16 protein-coding genes are annotated in these 16,546 nt (G+C 69.8%); 12 read left to right on the forward strand and 4 right to left on the reverse strand.

All coding sequences use genetic code 11. The features are described 5' to 3' along the window. Nucleotides 1-13: 13 nt before the first annotated feature. From HNR10_RS11755 to HNR10_RS11765, 3 genes are all read right to left on the reverse strand, one after another. Nucleotides 14-1,273 carry a tyrosine-type recombinase/integrase gene (locus HNR10_RS11755; RefSeq protein WP_218897717.1) on the reverse strand — a complete coding sequence of 420 codons (1,260 nt, stop codon included), beginning with the start codon at nt 1,271-1,273 and terminating at the stop codon, nt 14-16. After that, entirely contained in the window at nt 1,273-2,730 is a 1,458-nt protein-coding gene (locus HNR10_RS11760) for a replication initiator (protein ID WP_246406184.1), read from the reverse strand. Before HNR10_RS11760 ends, HNR10_RS11755 begins: the two co-directional genes overlap by 1 nt. Nucleotides 2,731-2,872: 142 nt before the next feature. Next, on the reverse strand, nt 2,873-3,382 hold the full coding sequence (locus HNR10_RS11765) for a hypothetical protein (protein WP_179823116.1): 510 nt from the start codon (nt 3,380-3,382) through the stop codon (nt 2,873-2,875). A 106-nt stretch (nt 3,383-3,488) separates the two neighbouring features. On the opposite strand from HNR10_RS11765, the gene HNR10_RS11770 reads away from it, so the two are divergent. From HNR10_RS11770 to HNR10_RS32175, 3 genes are all read left to right on the forward strand, one after another. After that, the gene (locus tag HNR10_RS11770) at nt 3,489-4,262 is read left to right on the forward strand and encodes a GntR family transcriptional regulator (RefSeq protein WP_179823118.1); all 774 of its coding nucleotides are present in this window, start codon (nt 3,489-3,491) and stop codon (nt 4,260-4,262) included. Nucleotides 4,263-4,268: 6 nt separating this feature from the next. Further along, a complete protein-coding gene (locus HNR10_RS11775) occupies nt 4,269-4,781 on the forward strand; it encodes a GNAT family N-acetyltransferase (RefSeq protein WP_179823119.1) in 513 nt (170 codons plus the stop codon). A 1,172-nt stretch (nt 4,782-5,953) separates the two neighbouring features. After that, entirely contained in the window at nt 5,954-6,196 is a 243-nt protein-coding gene (locus tag HNR10_RS32175) for a DUF2188 domain-containing protein (protein WP_179829681.1), read from the forward strand. A 356-nt stretch (nt 6,197-6,552) separates the two neighbouring features. Here HNR10_RS32175 and HNR10_RS11785 read toward each other — a convergent pair whose 3' ends face one another. Next, nucleotides 6,553-7,416 (reverse strand): M48 family metalloprotease, encoded by an 864-nt coding sequence (locus HNR10_RS11785; protein WP_179823121.1) that lies wholly within the window; start codon nt 7,414-7,416, stop codon nt 6,553-6,555. Nucleotides 7,417-7,910: 494 nt separating this feature from the next. Here HNR10_RS11785 and HNR10_RS11790 point away from each other — a divergent pair, with 494 nt between their 5' ends. The 9 genes from HNR10_RS11790 to HNR10_RS11830 all read left to right on the forward strand — a co-directional run bounded on the left by HNR10_RS11790 (nt 7,911) and on the right by HNR10_RS11830 (nt 16,467). Then, nucleotides 7,911-9,764, forward strand: a complete 1,854-nt coding sequence (locus HNR10_RS11790) for a 2-oxoacid:acceptor oxidoreductase subunit alpha (protein WP_179823124.1) — start codon at nt 7,911-7,913, stop codon at nt 9,762-9,764. Between the two features lie 58 nt (nt 9,765-9,822). Then, nucleotides 9,823-10,809 (forward strand): 2-oxoacid:ferredoxin oxidoreductase subunit beta, encoded by a 987-nt coding sequence (locus HNR10_RS11795; protein ID WP_218898577.1) that lies wholly within the window; start codon nt 9,823-9,825, stop codon nt 10,807-10,809. Between the two features lie 543 nt (nt 10,810-11,352). Next, nucleotides 11,353-12,015 (forward strand): SDR family oxidoreductase, encoded by a 663-nt coding sequence (locus HNR10_RS11800; RefSeq protein ID WP_179823128.1) that lies wholly within the window; start codon nt 11,353-11,355, stop codon nt 12,013-12,015. 162 nt (nt 12,016-12,177) lie between these two features. Further along, nucleotides 12,178-12,732, forward strand: a complete 555-nt coding sequence (locus HNR10_RS11805) for a hypothetical protein (RefSeq protein ID WP_179823130.1) — start codon at nt 12,178-12,180, stop codon at nt 12,730-12,732. 303 nt (nt 12,733-13,035) lie between these two features. Further along, complete coding sequence (locus tag HNR10_RS11810) at nt 13,036-13,245, forward strand: hypothetical protein (protein ID WP_179823132.1); 210 nt, start codon at nt 13,036-13,038, stop codon at nt 13,243-13,245. Between the two features lie 75 nt (nt 13,246-13,320). Further along, nucleotides 13,321-13,533 (forward strand): hypothetical protein, encoded by a 213-nt coding sequence (locus HNR10_RS11815; protein ID WP_179823134.1) that lies wholly within the window; start codon nt 13,321-13,323, stop codon nt 13,531-13,533. A 164-nt stretch (nt 13,534-13,697) separates the two neighbouring features. Next, nucleotides 13,698-14,348, forward strand: coding sequence for a Uma2 family endonuclease (locus HNR10_RS11820; RefSeq protein WP_179823136.1), 651 nt, complete (start codon nt 13,698-13,700; stop codon nt 14,346-14,348). Between the two features lie 63 nt (nt 14,349-14,411). Then, the gene (gene sigJ / locus HNR10_RS11825) at nt 14,412-15,317 is read left to right on the forward strand and encodes an RNA polymerase sigma factor SigJ (RefSeq protein ID WP_179823138.1); all 906 of its coding nucleotides are present in this window, start codon (nt 14,412-14,414) and stop codon (nt 15,315-15,317) included. A 4-nt stretch (nt 15,318-15,321) separates the two neighbouring features. Continuing rightward, the gene (locus HNR10_RS11830; RefSeq protein ID WP_179823140.1) at nt 15,322-16,467 is read left to right on the forward strand and encodes an FAD-dependent oxidoreductase; all 1,146 of its coding nucleotides are present in this window, start codon (nt 15,322-15,324) and stop codon (nt 16,465-16,467) included. The last annotated feature ends 79 nt before the right edge of the window (nt 16,468-16,546 follow it).

The following is a 16,546-nucleotide window of genomic DNA, read 5'->3' on the forward strand; positions in this document are numbered from 1 at the left end:
ACCTGCGCGGGAGCTAGGCAGCCTGCGGCGGAGGGCACATCCGGGGCACAAGGCCGAGCGCGTTGTCCACGAGGGCACGCGTTCGGTCTTGGGCTTCGGGCCACTCCCCCACGTAGGTGTTGAGCGTCACCGTCGGCGTTGAGTGCCCCAGCGCCATCTGCACGGTCTTGACCGATGCCCCCTCGTGGATGAGCAGAGTCGCGAAGTAGTGCCGCAGGCAGTGGAGGCCGACGCCTTTGGGGATGCCGACAGCACGAGCAGCGGGCGACCAGGCGTGTGCCCAGCTAGCACGGTGAATCGGGGTCAGGTCTCCGAAACCACCCGTGACACCACCCCAGAGGAAGACCAGCTTCGCCTTGCGCCGTCGCGGCTTGCGAGGGTCCGTCTCGTCTTCGATCTCCACTTCCACCGGAGCGAAGCGCTCAAGGTGCCGCCGTAGAGCCTCAGAAGCCACCTCAGGCAGTTCGACCGTGCGAGCCGAGGTCTTGGTCTTGGGAGGCCCCAAGAAGGGCTTACGGCCGGACACGGCGATGAGCTGTTGGCGTACGTCGATCTCGCGCCGTTCGAAGTCGATGGCGTCGAGTTCGAGTCCGAAGATCTCGCCACCCCGGAGGCCGCAGCCAGCACCCAGGTAGACGATTCCGGAGTACCGGGCGGGAAGGCGTTCAGCGAGTCCGTGAACCTGGTCGGGCGTCGGGATGTAGTGGTCGTGCTTGCCGACCTCGGGCAGGCGCTGTTCCTTGCACGGTGAGACCTCTATCGCCCGATCGACGACAGCCCACGAGAACAGCGCGGTCACGTAGCTGTAGGCCACTCGGAGAGTCGAGGGCGCCAAGACGGCCGACCGGTCCTTGACCCAGGCCCGGACGTGCGACGCCCGTACCTGCGACATCTTGAAGTGCCCCAGGATCGGGTCGATGTGCAGCCGGAAGATGGATTCCATGCGTTCGGCCGTGGAGACCCGGTTGATCGCTCCCGAACGCCAGAGAGCCCCGTAGTCCCTCAGCAGCATGTTGCTGGAGTCCGTGTCCACGGACAGCCCCTTGGACGCGTTGGCTTTCAGCTTGGCGTCGAAGGCTTCCGCGTGGACCTCGGGGTCCTTGCCGGACTTCTTCGGGAAGTTCCGCTTGCGCTGCCGGCCGAACTCGTCACGCCACCGGACTTGCCAGCGGTCCCCGATGCCGTGTTCGGAACCTGGGATCTGTTTGTGCTCACGGCAGGGCGTGTCTCCCTCTGCGTCCTGGGACTTGTGCCAGCGGTCATAGACGGCCATCAGGCGACCTCTTCAAGGTCAGCGAGCTCTTCGCGGCCCACACGCCGACTCAGCACCCGACTGCGGTGGTGGGACTCGGCCAACCACCGGTCCACCGGATGCGCGTACCCCTGTCCAGCGAAGGAGAACGATCCCACGATCAAGGTCGTGTCATCGGCGTCGGGCAGGGTGCCGAGCAGTTCGTCATGACCGGACGTTCGGGCCTGCCCCGCACGGAAATCCCGCCTCACCTGCCGTAGCTCTCCCAGGGTGGTGGAGTAGCGCCGGGACTTGGTCGAGAAGTGGCCCCGGAACCCCAGCGTGTGCGCCCACCGATCGAGCTTGCGCTCTTCCAGGCCGGGGACCTCGGACAGCCGCCAGCAGGCGTGGATGAGCCGTCGTTGGTGGTCGGTCAGTCCCAGGTGATCGAGAGGGGCACCCGCGAATACGCGCCGGTCGAGGGTGCCGTCCTCGGTGGTGGACTTGGTGGCGTACTTGGCGATGTAGGCGGCTACCGCCTCTTCATCGACCCCGCCGGAGGTGAACGTGCCCGAGGTGATCGAGTGCACGTCCACCTGTTCACCCCAGGCCAGGAAGCGGGAACCAGTGTCAGTGTCGGCAGGGACCACCACAGCAGCGGCGGCCGAGCGGATCGCACCGGTCAGCAGCTCCACCGTCGCCCATTCGGGGGGAGGCTCCACCACACCGTCAGAGCGCTTGGTGTCCAGCCGGACCACGGCGTGGAAGTGGACCAGGCCCCGGGTCTGGAACTCGGCGACCTTGGCGTAGGACACCCGAACCGTGTCGTTGAACTCGGTGCGGCCCACTCCGGCGGCATCGGCCAGGTGGCGGCGCAGGTAGACCGTGAAGCGGCTCCACAGGTCCCCGGCGTGGTTGTTCCACAGCACGTGCCCGTCATAGTCGTAGGAGTCCGCATCCAGGGGCTGACCGATGAGCGGGTCACCTGCGGCGTGGCGGCGGTAGCAGGCCACACTGGAGCGGCGCGGGTGGCACACCACCGCCTGCCCGGAGGCGTCGGGTCCCCGGTGGACGGGGCCGAAGGACGGGGCGGTCAGGGTGGCGAACACCCGGGGGTGTGAGCGCACCTGTTCGGGCACGCCCTTGTCGCCACCGATGAGGCCGGAGCGGATCAGGTGGAAGGTGTCGCCCCGGTAGGTGTCGGCGCAGGCCGGGCAGCGGGAGGCACGGCGGTTGCCGCAGGCGACCATGAGCACCTGCCCCGGCTGGCCGCTGGTGGACCACACCGGCTCAGCGGCCCCGGTAGAAGTGTCCACGGCGGTGAGCTGCCCCCGGAGCCGGAGGGGTTCGGAGCAGCCCCCGACGCGGTTGATCGTGGACAGGACGTCATCGAGTACGCCGGTAGCGACGCGTTCGCTGATCTGCTCCTGGGAGGGTGCGCGACGAGGCTGTGAGGCGTCACCGGGTTGGGGCATGATGAGCAGTGCCTTTCGTTCCATGCATTCGCGTGTTGGGTTCGTTGGGTAGGTGAAGCCCCGGCCCGGGTGGCATGTGTGGAAGCAGCCCCAGGCCGGAGACGTTTCGCGGACCCCGGCACGGTGACGGTTCTTGGTCGGATCAGGCACCGTGTCGGGGGCGGATTCACAGGAGTGCGTCAGTCCAGTCGTCGGCGGCGTCGACATGGGTGGTGCGGTGCATCTGCCAACCGGTGTCATCGCAGGTGTGGCACTCGATCACCCACGGAACCCGGGCGTTCTCCCCGCCCTGGCACGGCGAGATTGGGTCGGTCGCACAGTCACGGCAAGGACCCCAGTACTCACGCACCGCACCCTCGGTCACAGGCGTGTCCCGGAAGTAGCTGGGGGTACCGTTGGCGCTCCGGGCGTAGCGCTTGAAGTCCCACCCGGCGTGACGGCCGTTCATCCCTGTGCAGGACGGGCACAGCTTCCACTGACCCTTGCGGCCCCTCTTGGGCAGGCAGCCGCGCCCCTCGCACTGCTCGCACAGCTCCTCGGGAGCCAGGAAGGCGACGGGGGCAGGCACAGGCAGGTTCGCGAAGTCACCGGCGGCGTAGGCCCCCTCTACCTTGGCGAAGAAGCCGGAACGGGTCATACGGGTGGAGGAAGCGAGAGCGGAGGCAGCGAGCACCATGAGGTCTCCTCGAAAGTGGCTTGAGCCAGTGGTGGCTTAAGCCAGTAGAGCACACCTGTTGAGAGTGGTCAAGCGACTGGCTTGAGCCAGCTTGTACGCTGGGGATATGAACCCGACCGAGGAACCTCTTCTACCGAGTCGCCGCATAGCGAACGACTTGCGCGACTCCATCACCAGCGGCGCGTTGGAACCCGGCGAGAAGCTGCCGTCTGAACGCGAACTGGCCCAGCGATACGGGACCGCGCGCAACACCGCCCGCGAAGCCATGCGCCTACTCGCCGACGAAGGGCTGGTGGACGCCCAACACGGGCGAGGCGTCTTCGTGCGCGCCAAACGACAGCTCTTCCGCTTCGGCAGCGAGCGCTACTCACGACGGTTGCGCGAGGAGACCGGCCTGTCCCCCTATCGCGCCGAACTCGCACGCCAGGGCATGACCGCCCGCGTCGACTGCACGTCCATCGAGCGTGTCGACCCGCCCGGCCGGGTGAGGGAAAGGCTGGAGCTTGCCGACGACGCCCAGGTCATCCGCCGGGAGAACTGGTACTACGCGGACGAGGCCCCGGTGCAGCTCGGAATCACCTACATCCCCGTGGATGTCGCAGGGGACACCGTGCTGGCCAGCTCCGCCAACATGGGCAAGGGCAGCCTCTACGCACGCTTCGAGGAGCGAGGGCACGCGATCACCCGTGTCCGTGAGGAGATCTGCGCACGGATGCCGACCCGGGATGAGGTCACAGGACTGTCGATCCCCGATGGTGTGCCGGTCATCGACGTTCTCCACACAGGTATTGACCAGGAGGGCACGCCCTTCGAGGTCACGCACTTCATCATGCGAGCGGACTTCGCAGCACTGGACTACAACATGCCGGTGGAGGACTGAGAACCGATGAGCGACAAGGTGGAAATCCGGCCACGCGAAGAGCAGGACCTAGACGCCTGTGCCCGGCTGCTGGTGGAGGTGCACGAGCGAGACGGATATCCCGTCGAAGGCGTTGCCGACCCTCGGAAGTGGCTGGAGCTAGACGGGAGCGGACGGGCTTGGGTGGCTCTAGCCGAAGGAGCGGTAGCCGGGCACGTCAGCCTCACCCGCACTAGCAGTGATGACGCCGTGAAGCTGTGGAAGGCCCAGAACAGCGACAGGCAAAGACCCGTGGCATCAGTCGGCAGGTTGTTCGTCTCTCCCGCTGTGCGAGGACGAGGAGCCGCGTTGGCGTTGATGAGGCGAGCCATGGAGTTCGGCCGAGAGCAGGGTTGGCAACTCGTCTTGGACGTGATGGAGAAGGACCAGGCCGCGATGCGCCTCTACGAGCGTCTCGGGTGGGTGTGCATCGGGACGATCGTCCACCGGTTCGGTGAGGGACAGGAGATACCGGGTCGTGCCTATGCCCTGAGCTGTTGAAGGTTTCCTTACTTCCTCAAGCCCGCACCTACGGCGCGGGAGGCCCTGCGTGAGGTCGGTGGTGCTCAGACTTTAGGCACCTCTCCGGCTCAGGATCCTCGAGGACCAAGCCGGGGGCCGAGAGCATGCTTCGCAGGGTGAGGGCAGAGCCCTCTCCAATTGGCCAAGCGTAATTGGCCCCCGGCGTGGTCCTCCCAGAGCCGGACAGGCCACCGCCCAAAGTCTGACCCCCACCTCGGGAAGGCAGAGAAGCCGCGGGAGGGAAGGGGAGCGGGAGAAGGGTGAGGGTGGGGCCTGGTTCCTGTGCTGGGTCCGACCGGGCGGGTCGGAGCGCGAGCAGGCGAGGCAGGCCCGGACGGGTGTGGGGGGCGGGCGCTCAGGCAGGAGGAGCAAACGGCCGGCGGGGGTGCGGGGTGAGTGGGATCGAGCGCGCGAGGCGGGGGCAGGAACGCCGAGGGATGTCGCGGGCACGTCTCCAACCCGGGGGGCATCCTCAGGGGAGGGCGAGTGCGGGCGTGTTGGTGTACGCGAGCAACCAGAGTGCGCGGAGCGCGGTTGCGGGACACCCCAAGGGTGTCCGGCGGTAGGCGCGCTTCGGCCGCTCCCGCCAGCGTTCCGCGCGGGGCGCCCGAGCGCGCCCCGCCGGGCCCAGGAAGACGGGCACGGCGGTTCGTCACAGGAGTGGGCGAACCAGGGGCATCAACAGTCCAGGGACGACAGGGTGTGTGGTGGACCGACAGGACGGCCGAGCCGAGCGGGCGCGAGGACTCCCAGACATCCAAGGCCAAAGGGCAGCAGCCGTAGAGCGGGAGGCAGCACACGGAAGGTGGGGCCTCAGGGAAGCGCAGGGGGCAGAGAAGCGGGGAGGGCGGGGGGATTTTGAAGAAAGCTGGACGCTACATGGGGATGCAACATGAGGATGCACATCTTGTACCTGAAGCTTTAGGTACACCTAGATGTTGTGTCGCTAGTTGCCCGCGAGCCTCAGGACGTGCTCTAATTATCATGCCCAAGTAAAAGACCCCACAGCGGGGTCCTAAACAAGGGGTCAGGACTGCCTGCATGTGGGGTCTCGATGCGTTGGTCGCGCCCGAGGACTCTACCTCGCAGAATTGGGCTTGCCAAGCCTGCTGCGACGGCAAGGCATCCTTGACCTCGGAGAACGAGGATTTGTGAGCCGAAAGCCGAACACTCGCCAGGTCGTTCCCAAAGAGGACGGAACGTGGAGCGTGAAGGACCCCAACGCCAGTCGCGCCAGTTCCAACCACCGGACTCAGTCCGAAGCGGCCGAGCGAGCACGCGCGATCCTGAATAACTCGGGAGGCGGCGAACTCACCATCCGTGGACGCAACGGACAGGTTCGACAGAAGAACACCGTCGCTCCAGGCAACGACCCGCATCCGCCGAAGGGCTAAAGCGGCTTCTCATCTGCGAGGGCACATCGAGGGCACACGAGCCCGGGATGTAGCGCGAATCAGTGAGAACCCACAAGAGGCGTAACGGCACGTCAGAGGGCATCCCCGTCTCCTGAGCTGGGAGGTGGGGATGCCCTTCTCAGTTCGTCAACTACCGGTAGCCGCGCCGGTGGCCGCGCGGGTCCGCCCGACGGCACCGGCCGCGGACCGACGGCGGCGGCCGCCCCTCCGACGGGAGGGCCGGCCGCCGCCGTCGTGTCCTCCGGCGCCCTGAGGCGCCGCTGAGGACACCCCCGCATACCCCAGGCCCCCTCAGACGCCCTCCCAGGACGCCCCCAGGCGCCCGCCGGGGCTCCCTACCGGCCCATGTCCCACCCGCGGCGCAGATCGCGCAGGCGGCGGATGCGCTCGGCCACCGGCGGGTGCGCGGCGAACAGGCGCCCCACCCCGTCGGGGAACGGGTTGGTCGTCATCAGGTGCGCCGACGCCAGCAGGGTTCGCTGCATCGGCAGCGGGTACGCCCGGGCGCCCTCCTCCAGTTTGCGCAGCGCGGAGGCCAGCGCCAGCGGGTCCCCCGTCAGCTCGGCCGCCCGCTCGTCGGCCCGGAACTCACGACGGCGGCCCACACCGCAGTGCACGACCGCCGCCGCGAACGGCGCCAGCAGCACCACCATCAGTCCGCCCAGCAGGTTGGGCATGTCGGTCTCCTCCGACTCCCCCAGCGGCAGCAGGAACGTGATCGCGCTCAACGCGGTGATGAGCGCGGTCAGCGTCGCCGCCACCGCGCTGATCAGGGTGTCATGGGCCCGGATGTGCGCGAGCTCGTGCGCCAGCACTCCGCGCAGCTCCTCGCGCTCCAGCGTCCGCAGCAGCCCCGTCGTGCAGCACAGGGAGGCGCGGCGCGGGCTGACGCCCGTCGCGAAGGCGTTCGGTGAGCGCACCGGTGACAGGTACAGGCGGGGCATCGGCTGGCGGGCGGCCGTGGCCAGCTCCCGGACGAGGCCGTACAGCTCCGGCTGCTCGATCTCGCTGATCAGCCGGGCGCGCATGGCGCGCAGGGCCAGCGACTCCCCGAACAGGTAGACCAGGATGCCCGCGCACCCCACCAGGGCGAGCGCGATCTGGGCGCCCTTGTTCGCGCCGCAGACCCAGCCGACCGCGACGACGAACACCGCGGCGCCGACGAACAGGCCGACCGCGCGGGCCGCACTGACGTGCACGCCGTCACCTCCAGGGTCTCGTCGCCGATGCGTACATGGTGACAAACGTGCGGATCCGCGTCGTGCGTTCCCCATCGGGCCTGCTGTCCGTCACAGGCCCCGCGGACCCCCGCAGCCGCACAGCCACCGCGCGCCGGTGTGACAATGGCCACCCGACCGGCGCGGCCCGCGGGTGGACGACCTATAGTGCCAACGTGGCCCTTATCACTACGCGCACCAGGCTGGCGGGACCCTCCCTCTCCCAGGTGGGCGGTTGGCCGTGTCGTTGAGGCGAGCCCCCTGGCCCGACCGGGCGGGGACTCCCCACCGACCCGGCCGCACGCGGCGGAGCCGCACCGCGCGACACCGGGTTGGCGCACCCGGTGGGAAGCGCCGGGGTTCACGAATGCTGTCCTGACGTTCCGACCGGCCCCCGACGGCGGGGTCCCGGGACGGACACCCGAGCGCCGCCGCCCGACACGACCGGCGGCTCACCAAGGAGGTCGTCGATCTCAGTGGCCAAACAGATCGAACAGCTCGACCGCGTCATCATTCGCTTCGCCGGGGACTCCGGCGACGGCATGCAGTTGACCGGTGACCGATTCACGCAGGAGACCGCGTCGTTCGGCAACGACCTGTCGACCCTGCCGAACTTCCCCGCGGAGATCCGCGCCCCCGCCGGCACCCTCCCGGGGGTCTCCAGCTTCCAGGTCCACTTCGCCGACCACGACATCATGACGCCGGGCGACGCCCCGGACGTGCTGGTGGCGATGAACCCCGCGGCTCTGAAGGCCAACCTCGGCGACCTGCCCCGGGGCGCGACCGTCATCGTCAACACCGACGAGTTCACCAAGCGCAGCCTGGCCAAGGTCGGGTACGAAGCCGACCCGGTCACGGACGGGTCGCTGGACGCCTTCCACGTCAGCGCCGTCCCGCTCACCTCCATGACCGTGGAGGCGCTGGCGGGCACGGACCTGTCCAAGAAGGACGCCCAGCGCGCCAAGAACATGTTCGCCCTCGGGCTGCTGTCGTGGATGTACAACCGGCCCACGGAGGGGACGACCTCGTTCCTCAAGCAGAAGTTCGCCGGCAAGCCCGACATCCTCGCCGCCAACCTCACCGCGTTCCAGGCGGGGTGGAACTTCGGCGAGACGACCGAGGACTTCGCGGTCTCCTACGAGATCAAGCCCGCCCGGCTGCCCGCGGGCACCTACCGCAACATCACCGGGAACCTGGCCACCGCCTACGGGCTGATCGCGGGGTCCCAGCGGTCCGGGCTGCCGCTCTTCCTGGGGTCGTACCCGATCACCCCGGCCTCGGACATCCTGCACGAGCTGTCCCGGCACAAGCGGTTCGGTGTGCGGACCTTCCAGGCGGAGGACGAGATCGCCGGGGTCGGGGCGGCTCTGGGCGCCGCGTTCGGCGGGTCCCTCGGCGTCACCACGACCTCCGGTCCCGGCATGGTCCTCAAGCAGGAGACCGTCGGGCTGGCGGTGATGACCGAGCTTCCGCTCGTGATCATCGACGTGCAGCGCGCCGGCCCCAGCACCGGCATGCCGACCAAGACCGAGCAGACCGACCTGCTGCTGGCGCTGTACGGCCGCAACGGCGAGTCCCCGCTGCCCGTGCTGGCCCCGTCCTCGCCCGCCGACTGCTTCGACATCGCCCTGGAGGCCACCCGGCTCGCGGTCACCTACCGCACGCCCGTGGTGGTGCTCTCCGACGGCTACCTCGCCAACGGGTCGGAGCCGTGGCGGCTGCCGGAGGTCGCCGACCTGCCGGTGATCGACCCGGGCTTCGCCGCGGAGCCCAACGGGCCGGACGGCGCGTTCCTGCCCTACGCCCGCGACGAACGGACCCTGGCCCGGCCGTGGGCGGTCCCGGGCACGGCGGGGCTGGAGCACCGGATCGGCGGGATCGAGAAGCACGCCGAGACGGGCGACATCTCCTACACGCCCGCCAACCACGACCTCATGGTGCGCACCCGCCAGGCGAAGATCGACGCGATCGCCCGGGACCTGCCGCCGCTGGAGGTCGACGACCCCACGGGAGACGCCCGGGTGCTCGTCCTGGGCTGGGGCGGCACCTACGGGTCGATCACCGCGGGCGTGCGCCGGGTGCGCCGCGCCGGCGGCCGGGTCGCGCAGGCCCACCTGCGGCACCTCAATCCCTTCCCGGCCGACCTCGGCGACGTGCTGCGCCGCTACGAGCGGGTGGTCGTGCCGGAGATCAACCTGGGCCAGCTGGCCCTGCTGCTGCGCGGCAGGTACCTGGTCGACGTCATCGGTTACAACAAGGTCCGCGGCCTGCCGTTCAAGGCCGAGGAGCTGGCGGACGTGCTGCAGGAGGTCATCGACCGTGACGAGTGACAACGGCACCGGGTTCGCCGGGCTCGGCCTCGTGCCCAAGAGCGACACCTCGTACAAGATGAAGGACTTCAAGTCCGACCAGGAAGTGCGCTGGTGCCCCGGGTGCGGGGACTACGCCATCCTGGCGGCGTTCCAGTCCTTCCTCCCCGAGCTGGGCGTTCCGCGCGAGAACATCGTGATGGTGTCCGGGATCGGCTGCTCCTCCCGGTTCCCGTACTACCTGAGCACCTACGGGATCCACTCGATCCACGGGCGCGCCCCCGCGATCGCGACGGGGCTGGCGACGAGCCGCCCGGACCTGTCGGTGTGGGTGGTGACCGGGGACGGGGACGGGCTGTCCATCGGCGGCAACCACCTCATCCACGCGCTGCGGCGCAACGTCAACATCAACGTCCTGCTGTTCAACAACCGCATCTACGGGCTCACCAAGGGGCAGTACTCGCCCACCTCCGAGCCGGGCAAGATCACCAAGTCGTCGCCGGTGGGGTCGCTGGACCACCCGTTCAACCCGGTGTCGCTGGCGCTGGGCGCGGAGGCGGGGTTCGTGGCGCGCACGGTGGACTCCGACCGCAAGCACCTGACTTCGGTGCTGCGCGCGGCGGCCGACCACCCGGGCGCGTCGTTCGTGGAGATCTACCAGAACTGCCCGATCTTCAACGACGACGCCTTCGAGCCGCTGAAGGACCCGTCGGCGCGTGACGCGCGGCTGCTGCGGATGGAGCACGGCGAGCCGCTGCGGCTCGGCGCGGACCGGGGCGTGGTCTCCGGGGAGTTCGGCGGGCTGTCGGTCGTGGACGTGGACTCGGTGGGCGAGGACCGGCTCATCCGGCACGACGCGCACCGGGAGGACCCGGGGTACGCGTTCGCCCTGTCCCGTCTGGACTACCCGGCGTTCGAGCACGTGCCGATCGGGGTGTTCCGCGACGTGCGGCGGCCCGTCTACGACGACCTGCTGAACGAGCAGATCGCCGACGCCCGCGCCGAGCGGGGCGACGGCGAGCTGGCGGCGCTGCTCGCCAGCGGCGACACCTGGACCGTCGACTGACGGGCGAAGCAGACGCGGGGCGTCGTGGCCGAGTCCACGGCGCCCCGCGCCGCGTTCGGCGCCCGGGGTGCACACCTCGCCCCATGGGACGCGGGGGGTGAAGGCGAGCGGTCCGCCCCACGAATCCCCCGGAGGGTGAACGTCGACCGTCGAGCCTGCCGCAACCCCAGGGGGCCTATCCGGGCCGAAGCGAGGATACGAGCGGAGGCCCAAGGCAAGCACTGCGAAGGCGCCGACGGGTCCTGGAGTGGCTGGAGGTGGGTCCGTGAGGAACGAGCGGACACACCGGAAGCCGCGAAGGCCCCGTCTTCCGGGCGCCTGAGCCAGCCCCCCGGAGGGTGAACGTGGACCGTCGAGCCTGCCGCAACCCCAGGGGGCCTATCCGGGCCGAAGCGAGGATACGAGCGGAGGCCCAAGGCAAGCACTGCGAAGGCGCCGACGGGTCCTGGAGTGGCTGGAGGTGGGTCCGTGAGGAACGAGCGGACACACCGGAAGCCGCGAAGGCCCCGTCTTCCGGGCGCCTGAGCCAGCTACCCTTCCCCCATGCGTATCGTCATCGCCGGGGGACACGGGAAGATCGCGCTGCGGCTGGCCAGGAAGCTGGCCGACCGCGGGGATCGGCCCGTCGCCCTCATCCGCAATCCCGACCACACCCAGGACGTCGTCGACGCCGGCGCGGAGCCGGTCCTCATCGACCTGGAGAAGGCCACGGTCACGGAGCTGACCGAGAAGATCATGAACGCCGACGCCGTGGTGTTCGCCGCGGGCGCCGGTCCGGGCAGCGGCGCGGACCGCAAGTCGACCGTGGACCACAAGGCGTCGGTGCTCACCGCCGACGCCGCCTCGCTGGCGGGGGTGCGCCGACTGGTCCAGATCTCCGCGATCAACGTGGACCGGCCCGTGCCGGAGGGCACCGACGAGGTCTGGGCCGCCTACGTGGAGGCCAAGCGGCTGGCCGACGCCGACCTGCGGGAGCGCTCTCTGGAACTGGACTGGACGATCCTGCGCCCGGGCCGGCTGACCGACGAGCCCGGGACCGGCAGGGTGGCCCTGGGCGAGGAGGTCGAGCGGGACGCGGTGACGCGGGACGACGTGGCGTCCGTCATCGTCGCGCTTCTGGACGAACCAGGGACGGTCGGCCGGGTTCTCAACCTGGTGAACGGAGACGATCCCGTCGCCGAGGCGGTCCGCGCCGTCGCCTCCTGAGGCCCAACCCGGCCGATTGAGGCCTTCTGTGGCCAGATGCGCGCATAGGAGGCATGATGGGGGCGGAGCCCGGCGGAGTCCCGCCACGGTGGACGCGGATGACCGGGGATCAACCCGACGGGTACGGCAAGCTCCAGTCAGAGCAGATGGGTACGGTTATTCATGAGCGTCACACAGGTCGTGAGGGACAGCACGGTCGTCGAGCACGCCAAGGTCGCGGCTCAACAGAAGCGGCGGATGTTCATCATCCAGCTCGAGGTCAACGCCTACGACGAGACCTCCAGCAAGCTGCGCCCCGGACTGACGCGCATCCTGGAGGGCATCGAGGAGGCCGGCTGGCGCCTGGACCTCATCACTCCGGGTGAAGCCGGCGACTCCAAGCCCGCCCGCCTGTTCATCTTCCGCCCGGACACCTCGGGCAAGGAGGAGGCGGCCAAGGCCGAGGCCCAGCAGCAGCCCGCGCCGGCCCCGGACCCGTCCGGTCAGCAGCAGCCCTACCCGCAGCACCCGACCGGCGCCCACCAGCAGGACCCGTACGGCGGCTACGGCCAGCAGCAGCCGGGGTACGGGCAGCAGCCCGGCTACGACCAGCAGCAGCAGTACCCGGGGTACGACCAGCAGCAGTACCCCGGCTACGGGCAGCAGCAGCCGGGGTACGGGCAGCAGCCCGGCTACGGCCAGCAGTACCCGGGATACGGGCAGCAGCAGGGCTGGTAGCCCACCGCCTTCTCCGAGGGCCCGCACGGCACACGCCGTGTGGGTCCTTTTTGTCGTGCCCCGTGGAGGCGTGGGCGGATTCCGATGTGTTCGTGAACGATCGGCCCCCGCCATCCTTTCGGTTCAGTAACACGGCGGCGTGAGGGGACGCCGTCATATCCCCCATGTCCACCTTGCCGCGAGGAACCGACGACTCACCTCGGGATCGCCTCGTGAAAGTACCCGTAGCATCGGTCTGACTACGCTAAGTTATTTCCGGCGGGGGCAGTCGCCCCGTTCCGTACCTTCCGAAAGGTGGACCTCATGTCCCGTATCGCCAAGGCTTCCGGCTTCGTTCTGGCCACCGGCTTCGCGTTCGCCGCCCTGACCGGCACCGCCGCGGCCGACAACAACGCCGACGTCCAGAACATCACCATCCCGGTCTGCGTGGACGTCCTGCAGGCGGCCGGCGTGTCCGCCGACGGCTGCAACGTCGTCAACTGGGAGTCGACCTCCGGCATCTCCGCCAACTAGGCGCGTCCCGACACGCTGCGGGACCCCCGGCCCTGACAGATCCACGCTGTACACCACGAACCGCAAAGGAACACCATGAAGCGCATCGCCACCATCTCCGGCCTCTTCCTCGCCACCGGCCTCGCCGTCGGTGCCCTGGCCGGCCCGGCCGCGGCCGACAACAACGCCGACATCCAGAACATCACGGTCCCGATCTGCGCGGACGTGCTGACGTTCTCCTTCGTGAACCTGGACGGCTGCAACGTCGTGTCCAACGAGTCGACCTCGGGCATCTCCGTCAACGACTAGTCGGACGGATCCCACTCCGACGCGGGGCGCGGCGCCGGCCGCGCCCCGCACGCGTGTCCAGGAGCCCGGAAGGAACGTCGTCCCACTCCCCGGAAAAGCCCTCCGTCACCGAGCGTGAGTCGGAATGCTGGCCTTCATGCGAACGAGGAGGCAGTATGTCAGTCATGACCACCAGGCACCCGGAAGCACCCGAACGGCGACTGACCGTGGCCGACCTGGAGAGGACGCCGGACGACGGACGGCGATACGAACTGGTCGACGGGCGGCTTGACGTGTCACCTGCGCCCAAGCCTCTGCACACACGTGTGGCCTTCCGACTCGGCAACCATCTCGGTGCATCGTGCGAGTACGCGTTCGAAATCGGTGAGGGGCCAGGCATCACCCTCAACGGCGATGGGACCCACCACCGCATCCCCGATCTCGCGGTCTTCGACACCGACCTTCCGGAGGAGGGCTACTTCGTGGTCCCCCCGGTTCTGGCGGTGGAAATCGTCTCCCCGGAGAGTGTGTTCCGCGACAACCACACCAAGCGGAGGGAGTACGCCGCCTTCGGCATCCCGTCGTACTGGATCATCAATCCGATTCCTGAGAAAGTCGGCATCATCGAGCTGCGGCTGGACAACGGTGAGTACCAGGAGGTCACGCAGGTCTACGGCGAGGACGTCTTCGAGACCGATCTGCCCTTCCCGGTGAAGCTCGTACCGCACTGGCTGGCGGCCAACGGCCCATGGCCGAAGCACATCGGCGGCGCGGCCCCGGAAGGTTCCGGAGCCGATGCCACCCAAGGATCGGACGGCACCGCCGACGACGCGTAGGGCCCGTTGCGCGGTGAGGGCAGGCGTGTCACGCCGGGCCCGGTGTGGTACGTCTTCTGTGTCATGACGACCGATGTCTTCGTAGAGCACCGCTCCGCCCTCACCGGCGTCGCCTACCGCGTCCTGGGGACCGCCTCCGATGCCGAGGACGTCGTGCAGGAGGCCTGGCTGCGCTGGTCCAAGGTCGACCACGCGACCGTCGACGACCCCCGTGCCTACCTCGTCACCGTGGTGTCCCGGATCGCCGTCGACCGGCTGCGCTCCGCACGCGCGCGGCGCGAGTCCTATGTCGGCGAATGGCTCCCCGAGCCCGTCAGCACCGCCCCCGACGGCTCCGAGCGGGCGGAGATGGCCGACTCCGTCGAGTTCGCGCTCCTGGTGGTCCTGGAGACGCTCAGTCCACTGGAACGTGCGGTGTTCGTGCTGCGCGAGGCCTTCCAGTTCCCCTACGCGGAGATCGCCCGGATCATCGGCCGGGAGGAGGCCGCCACCCGTCAGCTGGCCCGGCGCGCCCGCGACCACGTCGAGGAGCGCCGCCCCCGGTTCGAGGCCGACCGGGCCGCCCGGCGCCGGATCACCGAGCGCTTCCTCGCCGCCTGTCTGGAGGGCGACCTGGAGGGGATCACCGGGCTGCTCGCCGAGGACGCGACCCTGGTCGGCGACGGCGGTGGACGCGCCAAGGCCCCGCTGCGGACCCTGCACGGCATGGCCAAGGTCGGGCGGTTCCTCGCCTCGATCACCAATGAGTCCAACACCCGGCGGTTCCTGGACTCGCTCGGGCTCGACTCGCTGGACGGCATGTGGGCCGGGATCACCGAGATCAACGGCGGCCCCGCCGCAGTCATCGCGGCCGGGGGCCAGGTGCTGACCGTGGTCGTCCTGGAGGTCGTCGACGACCGCGTCCAGGACGTGTACATGATCGCCAATCCCGAGAAGATGTCACGCGTGCGCCTGCCCCTCTCGTCCTAGGGGTATGGAACTCACTGTTGTGGGCGGTGGCCTCGCCGGACTGACCGCGGCCATCGCCGGCGCCGAGAAGGGCGCGCACGTCACACTGTTCGAAGCCCACCCGACCCTGGGCGGCAGGGCGCGGTCCACCTCCGCGCCCTACGTCGCCAACGAGGGACCGCACGTCCTCTACAGCGACAGCGCGCCCTTCGCCTGGTTGGCGAAACGGGGCCTCCTCCCCCCGCTGCGCCGCATATCGCCGCGGGCTCTGGCGGGCTCGCGGGTCCGCTACCGGGGCCGGTTGGGCGCCCCGCCCGCCGGACTGCTGTCGGCCGCGGCCCGACGCGGGCTGCGGGCCCCGCACGACGTGGACTTCGCCACGTGGGCCGCCGACCGGTTCGGCGCCGGGACCGCCGGCGCGGTGGCGAACATGATGGGCGTGGCCGTGTTCGACCACGATCCGGGGCGGCTGTCCGCGGAGTTCGTCTGGGACCGGTTCCTGCGCGTGGCCGCCCCGCGATGGCCCTCACCCCGGTACCCGGTCGGCGGTTGGTCTGCCCTGGTCGAGCACATGGCCGCGCGCGCCCGCGAGAGGGGCGTGCGGATCGAGACGGGCACCCGGGTGGACACCCTGCCCGACACTCCCGTGGTCGTGGCCACCTCCCTGGCGGCCGCCCGCGCCCTGCTCGGCGACGACTCGCTCACCTGGGAGGGCGGCCACTCCCTCCTGGTCGACGTGGGCCTGCGCCGGGGCCGGGACCCGTTCCTGGTGCTGGACGCCGACCAGTGCGGGTTCCTGGAGCGCCAGTCCCTGGTGGACCCGACGCTGGCCCCGGCCGGGGCGTCGGTGGTCCAGGCGCAGATGCCGGTGCGGCCGGGCGAGTCGAGGGCGGCGGTGACCGAGCGCCTGGAGGAGCTGCTGGACGACGCCCTGCCGGAGTGGCGGGACCGGCTGACCTGGCGCCGCGACCAGGTGGCCCGGGACCGCACGGGCGCGATCGACCTGCCGGGGCGCACGTGGCGGGACCGCCCGGCGGTCGACCGGGGCGACGGGGTGTACCTGGCGGGGGACAGTGTGGCCGCGCCGGGCCTGTTGTCGGAGGTGTCGGTCACCAGCGCGGTCGCCGCCGTCGACGCGGCGCTGAGCGGCGGCCGGGTGCCCGTGCGCTGACCGGTGTCGGACGCCCCCGCGGGACGACCGCGGGGACCGTCCCCGCCTGTCGGGGCCGGTGTCGGCAGGGACGGACTTG

The sequence above is a fragment of the Nocardiopsis aegyptia genome (assembly GCF_013410755.1).
In the GTDB taxonomy this organism is placed as follows: domain Bacteria; phylum Actinomycetota; class Actinomycetes; order Streptosporangiales; family Streptosporangiaceae; genus Nocardiopsis; species Nocardiopsis aegyptia.

Coding starts and splice junctions, on each gene's coding strand:
- HNR10_RS11755 (WP_218897717.1), bottom strand. CDS start 1,273: ATGGCCGTCTATGACCGCTGGCACAAGTCCCAGGACGCAGAGGGAGAC.
- HNR10_RS11760 (WP_246406184.1), bottom strand. CDS start 2,730: ATGGAACGAAAGGCACTGCTCATCATGCCCCAACCCGGTGACGCCTCA.
- HNR10_RS11765 (WP_179823116.1), bottom strand. CDS start 3,382: ATGGTGCTCGCTGCCTCCGCTCTCGCTTCCTCCACCCGTATGACCCGT.
- HNR10_RS11770 (WP_179823118.1), top strand. CDS start 3,489: ATGAACCCGACCGAGGAACCTCTTCTACCGAGTCGCCGCATAGCGAAC.
- HNR10_RS11775 (WP_179823119.1), top strand. CDS start 4,269: ATGAGCGACAAGGTGGAAATCCGGCCACGCGAAGAGCAGGACCTAGAC.
- HNR10_RS11795 (WP_218898577.1), top strand. CDS start 9,823: ATGAAGGACTTCAAGTCCGACCAGGAAGTGCGCTGGTGCCCCGGGTGC.
- HNR10_RS11800 (WP_179823128.1), top strand. CDS start 11,353: ATGCGTATCGTCATCGCCGGGGGACACGGGAAGATCGCGCTGCGGCTG.
- HNR10_RS11805 (WP_179823130.1), top strand. CDS start 12,178: ATGAGCGTCACACAGGTCGTGAGGGACAGCACGGTCGTCGAGCACGCC.
- HNR10_RS11810 (WP_179823132.1), top strand. CDS start 13,036: ATGTCCCGTATCGCCAAGGCTTCCGGCTTCGTTCTGGCCACCGGCTTC.
- HNR10_RS11815 (WP_179823134.1), top strand. CDS start 13,321: ATGAAGCGCATCGCCACCATCTCCGGCCTCTTCCTCGCCACCGGCCTC.
- HNR10_RS11820 (WP_179823136.1), top strand. CDS start 13,698: ATGACCACCAGGCACCCGGAAGCACCCGAACGGCGACTGACCGTGGCC.
- sigJ (WP_179823138.1), top strand. CDS start 14,412: ATGACGACCGATGTCTTCGTAGAGCACCGCTCCGCCCTCACCGGCGTC.
- HNR10_RS11830 (WP_179823140.1), top strand. CDS start 15,322: ATGGAACTCACTGTTGTGGGCGGTGGCCTCGCCGGACTGACCGCGGCC.